Source organism: uncultured Oscillibacter sp. (assembly GCF_900544955.1).
Lineage (GTDB): Bacteria > Bacillota > Clostridia > Oscillospirales > Oscillospiraceae > Oscillibacter.
Map to the genome: position 1 here is coordinate 1 of NZ_UQXD01000070.1, position 5,007 is coordinate 5,007.

Annotated in this window: 4 protein-coding genes; 1 reads left to right on the plus strand and 3 read right to left on the minus strand. The window is 67.4% G+C overall.

The features are described 5' to 3' along the window. The 3 genes from QZS21_RS11420 to QZS21_RS11430 all read right to left on the minus strand — a co-directional run. Positions 1 to 1,076: hypothetical protein (locus QZS21_RS11420; protein WP_295583496.1), on the minus strand; the 1,076-nt coding region annotated here is incomplete at its 3' end. Continuing rightward, positions 1,066 to 2,379 (minus strand): DUF58 domain-containing protein, encoded by a 1,314-nt coding sequence (locus tag QZS21_RS11425; RefSeq protein ID WP_295583498.1) that lies wholly within the window; start codon positions 2,377 to 2,379, stop codon positions 1,066 to 1,068. The genes QZS21_RS11425 and QZS21_RS11420, both read right to left, overlap by 11 nt. Continuing rightward, entirely contained in the window at positions 2,369 to 3,331 is a 963-nt protein-coding gene (locus tag QZS21_RS11430) for a MoxR family ATPase (RefSeq protein WP_295583501.1), read from the minus strand. The genes QZS21_RS11425 and QZS21_RS11430 overlap by 11 nt, the downstream gene beginning before the upstream one ends. A 288-nt stretch (positions 3,332 to 3,619) precedes the next feature. Here QZS21_RS11430 and QZS21_RS11435 point away from each other — a divergent pair, with 288 nt between their 5' ends. Next, positions 3,620 to 4,981 (plus strand): sodium-dependent transporter, encoded by a 1,362-nt coding sequence (locus QZS21_RS11435; protein WP_295583504.1) that lies wholly within the window; start codon positions 3,620 to 3,622, stop codon positions 4,979 to 4,981. Positions 4,982 to 5,007: the final 26 nt, after the last annotated feature.

Below are 5,007 nucleotides of genomic sequence, written 5' to 3' on the forward strand. Positions count from 1 at the left end.
CCCGCCCGGTTCAAAAAGAGATACAGCTCCTGGGGGCTGCCCCGCAGGGTCACCACCGTCGCCAGCAGCCGCCACCGGGCACCGGCGGCGGCCAGCACCCGGCGAAGCCAGTCCAGCAGCCCCAGGCGCTGGCGCCGAACCCTGCCCGTGTCCGGGCGGGCGCCCACGCCGCCCAGGCGGACCCGCCGCAGCCGGTACAGCAGGTACACCACCCCCGCCGCCAGGGCCAGGAGGGCCAGAACGCCCACCGCCAGCAGCAGCCGGGGGTCCACCTCCACATCTCCGGCAAGGTCCTCGGCAATCGGCATCTCCGGCAGGGGCGCGACCTCCATCGGCCCGCCCTCCGCGGGGAACAGCGCTGCCAGCCACTGGAGGAAGCGGCCCAGCAGGTGCCCCAGCATCTTCAGGCAGTAGAGGACGCCGTAAAAGACCGTCACCGCCCCCCTTCCCAGCGGTCCGGCGCCGAAGGTCAAAAACAGCCACAGCACCCCGGCGATGGCCGCCAGCACCGCGCCCACCACCAGCAGCCCCCGGCCCCGGCTCCTGCCGGAGCCGCCGCCCACGGAGAACAGCCGCTGGTAGAGCACCACCGCCAAACTCAGCAGAGACATGGCCAGCAGCGGCATGCTGTACCCGGCGTCCATGCCGGTGACGGTCTGAATCCAGAGGAACACCACGAAAAAGCAGGTGGTGCCCTCCATGGCGGAGATGCTCCGGGCCGCCGCCGGCGGGTCCATGCAGGCCCGGGCCCCGCCGTACACCACCGTGACGACGGCCAGCACGCCGAAGGCGTTGGCCGTGAGTCCCGGCAGGGTGGAGCAGCGCCACAGCAGCCCCACGCACCCCGCCGCCGCCAGCGCCGCCCCCAGGGACGTCACCGCGGGAAGGGGCCGGGGCCGCCGCAGAAACCACCCCAGCAGCAGGTAGCTGCCCAGGCCGAAGAGCAAAAAGGGCGCCAAGGCGATGCCGTAGGGCTGGCCGTACTCCGCCTGGGTGAAGAGCCAGAAGGCGCTGCTCCAGCACACCACCGTCCGGGCAACCGACACCATCCCCGGGAAAACCGTCTCACGATGCATGTGCCGCCCCCCTTTTCAGCGTGTTCAGCCCCACCACGGAAAAGGCCTGTAGGGCCGACTCTCGGAGGGAGGACGGCGCCGTGTAGGGCAGCAGCACCGTCCGGGCCGGGTCCAGACGGGACACCAGCCCCCCCTTTTCCACCCGGTCCAGGGCGCTGCACACGTAGTAAAAGCGCCCCACGTTCCGCAGGGAGAGAATCTGGCTGTCCCGGAATTCCGCCGGCCGGACATAGAGCTTCCGGGGATCCTCCTCCGTCCCCACCAGCTCCCGCAGGCGGTAGCCGGCAAAGGCCGTCAAAATCTCCTCCAGGGGCGTCCGCTCCGCCCCCAGCAGCTCCCGGGGGGCGTCCTCCCGGCTCCGGGGCAGGGACACGCCGCACTGGATGCCCGCCTCCTCCAGCCGCAGGATCAGGGAGGTGAGGATGCTGAGCATGTCCTCGAAGGCCTCCCCCGTCTCCCGGGGGCCGTTGAAGCTCTCCCCGTCCACGATGAAGTGGGCGGACTTAGGCAGAATCGTCTCGTAGGTATTCACCACGGTCCGCTGGCTCCGGGCGGTCATGCGCCAGTTGATGCGCTTGAAGGCGTCCGTCCGGGCGTAGTCCCGGGTGCTCTTGATGATGGTGGGGTCCTCCAGATAGCCGCTGGCGCCGCTGGTGGCCTCCCACATGTCCTTCAAAAACAGGTCCACGGACACCGGCTGCACCGCCGGGTACACCGCAACGAAGGGGTCCCCCGCGCCGCCCACCAGCTGCTCCCTCTGGGACAGGCCGAAGCCGTCCCCCGCCCGCAATTGCAGTCGCCCCGGGTGGAAGATGCCCCGCCGCCGGGCGTTCCACCGGCTCTCCCAGGTGAGCTCCTCCCCGCCCATCAGGAAGGTGAACTTCTTATAGAGGAAGGCGGCCTCCTCCCCCGCCGCGCCCTCCAACTGGGCCTGCACCCCCCGGACCCGGCAGATCTCCGAGGCCTCCGCCGGGATCAGGGGGGCGTCCTCCTCCAGCAGCTGCACCACCTCCAGCCAGATCACGGGCAGCAGCTTGTCGTTTTTGATCCGCAGATGCAGCGTCACCTCTCCCGGAGGGAACAGGGCGGCGGGGGCGCTCTCACAGTGCACCGACACGTCCCGCAGGGCGCTCTCCCCCCACAGCCGGGACACCAGGCACAGCACGAAGAGAAACGCCGCCGCGGCGCACAGGGCCCTCACATGGAACACGGCCCCCAGCACCGCCAAAACCGCAAACGTCCCCAGGGCACCGCCGCTGACAAACAGGCTGGACCGGGCCCCCAGAAACAGTTTATCGTCCACGGAACATCTCCTCGGTGCGGGGCGGCACCTCCACGGCGGAGAGGACCTCCTTCACCACGCCCTCCTCCGTCTTGCCGGAGAAGCGGGCCTCCCCGGTCAGCAGCAGCCGGTGGGAGAGCACCGGCACCGCCAGATACTGCACGTCGTCCGGCGTCACATAGTCCCGCCCCTCCATGGCGGCCCACACCTTGGCCGCCCGGTACAGTCCCCGGGACCCCCGGGGGCTGGCCCCCATGGCCAGGGCGGCGTGGGTCCGGGTGGCCCCCGCCAGGGCCACGATGTAATCCGCCACCGCGTCGGACACCCGGACGGCGGCGGCCTGACCCTGGAGCGCCGTCAGCTCCCCGGCGCTGGTGACGGTTTGCACCGTGTCCAGAGGAATCTGGTCTCCCAGGTTGCGCAGCATCCGCGTCTCCTCCTCCGCCTGGGGATAGCCCAGACTGAGGCGCACCAAAAAGCGGTCCATCTGGGCCGCCGGCAGGCGGAAGGTGCTCTCCGACTCCACCGGGTTCTGGGTGGCCAGCACCAGGAAGGGGCTGGGCAGGGCGGCGGACTCGCCGTCGATGGTGACCTGCCGCTCCTCCATGGCCTCCAGCAGGGCGGACTGGGTCCGGGGGATGGCCCGGTTGATCTCGTCCGCCAGCAGCAGGTTCGTCATCACCGGCCCCGGCATCAATTGGAAGTCGCCGGTCTTCTGGTTGTAGATCTTCATGCCGCAGATGTCCGAGGGCAGCAGGTCCGGCACGAACTGCACCCGCTTGGACTGGCACCCCAGGGCAATGGACAGGGTTTTCAGCAGGGTGGTCTTTCCCACTCCCGGCAGATCGTCCAGCAGCACGTGGCCATTGGCCAGCACCGCCATGATGATCAGCCGGATTTTCTCCCGCTTGCCCACGATGATTTTCTCCGTCTCCTCCAGCACCTGCCGGGACACCTCTGCGATCTCCTTCATGCCGCGCTCCGTCCTTTTCCGAATTTTCGCCGTCTCCCGGCAAATGATATTTCTACTATTCTAATCGGGCGGCGCCGCCTTGTCAATCGCGGCGGCAAAAACCGCGGTTTCGACACAGTATCACTTTTTCTTATGGTATTATGGCGGATTCAGGTTGGAAACCGGCTGGCAGCGGTTGACATTCCAGGTTGTCTTCTGTACCATGGAAAACAGTCCGGCGGAGAGGGCGTGCCCTCCCGCAAATTTTCCGCACCGCCGGGCCTGGAGAAACGAGAAGGAGTCGGATTCATGAAACGAGAAAAATTTCAATCCCGGCTGGGATTCCTGCTGGTGAGCGCGGGCTGCGCCATCGGCATCGGCAATGTCTGGAAATTCCCCTACGTCACCGGCGAAAACGGCGGCGGCGTGTTCGTGCTGCTCTACCTGCTGTTCCTCATCATCATGGGCGTGCCGGTGCTGACCATGGAGCTGGCGGTGGGCCGGGCCAGCCGGAAGAGCGCCGTGCTGGGCTACCGGGCCCTGGAGGCCCCGGGCAGCAAGTGGCACATCCACGGCTGGTTCTGCGTGCTGGGCTGCTACCTTTTGATGATGTTCTACACCACCGTCTCCGGCTGGATGCTGGGCTACTTCTTCAAGTTTGCCGCCGGCACCTTCTCCGGCCTGGAGGGGGAGGCCGTGGACGGCGTGTTCAACGCCATGCTGGCAAACCCCGGCGAGATGGGCCTCTGGATGGCCGTCACGGTGCTGGTGGGCTTTCTGGTGTGCAGCTTCGGCCTGCAAAACGGGCTGGAGCGCATCACCAAGTGGATGATGATGGGCCTGCTGGGCCTGATCGTGGTGCTGGCGGCCCACAGCCTGGTGCTGCCCGGCGCGGCGGAGGGCGTGAAGTTCTATCTGCTGCCGGACTTCCAGCGGGCCGCCGACGTGGGCCTGGGCAAGGTGGTCACCGCCGCCATGAACCAGGCCTTCTTCACCCTGAGCCTGGGCATCGCCGCCATGGAGATTTTCGGAAGCTACATGAGCCGGCAGCACACCCTCACCGGCGAGGCCGTGCGCATCTGCTGCCTGGACACCTTCGTGGCCGTCATGTCCGGCCTCATCATCTTCCCCGCCTGCTTCAGCTTCGGCGTGCAGCCCGATGCCGGCCCCTCCCTGATCTTCGTGACGCTGCCCAAGGTGTTCGGGGACATGGTGGGCGGGCGGATCTGGGGGACGCTGTTCTTCCTGTTCATGACCTTCGCCAGCTTCTCCACGGTGATCGCCGTGTTTGAAAACCTGCTGGCCAGCTGCATCGACAACTTCGGCTGGAGCCGGAAGAAGGCGGTGCTGGCCAACGGCATCTTCGTCCTGATCGCCAGCCTGCCCTGCGTGCTGGGCTACAACCTGTGGTATTTCCAGGCCACCCTGCCCAACGGCAGCGTGGGCCAGGTGCTGGACATCGAGGATTTCCTGGTCAGCAACCTGCTGCTGCCCCTGGGATCCCTGGTGTACCTGCTGTTCTGCGTCACCAAGTGGGGCTGGGGCTTCGACAAGTACCTGGCCGAGGCCAACACCGGTGAGGGGCTGAAAATGCCCCGGGGCCTGAAGCTCTACTTCCAGTTCGTGCTGCCGGTGCTGATCCTGGTCATCCTGGTCCAAGGCCTGATCTGACCCGGGCCCTCCGCGCAAACCCCCCC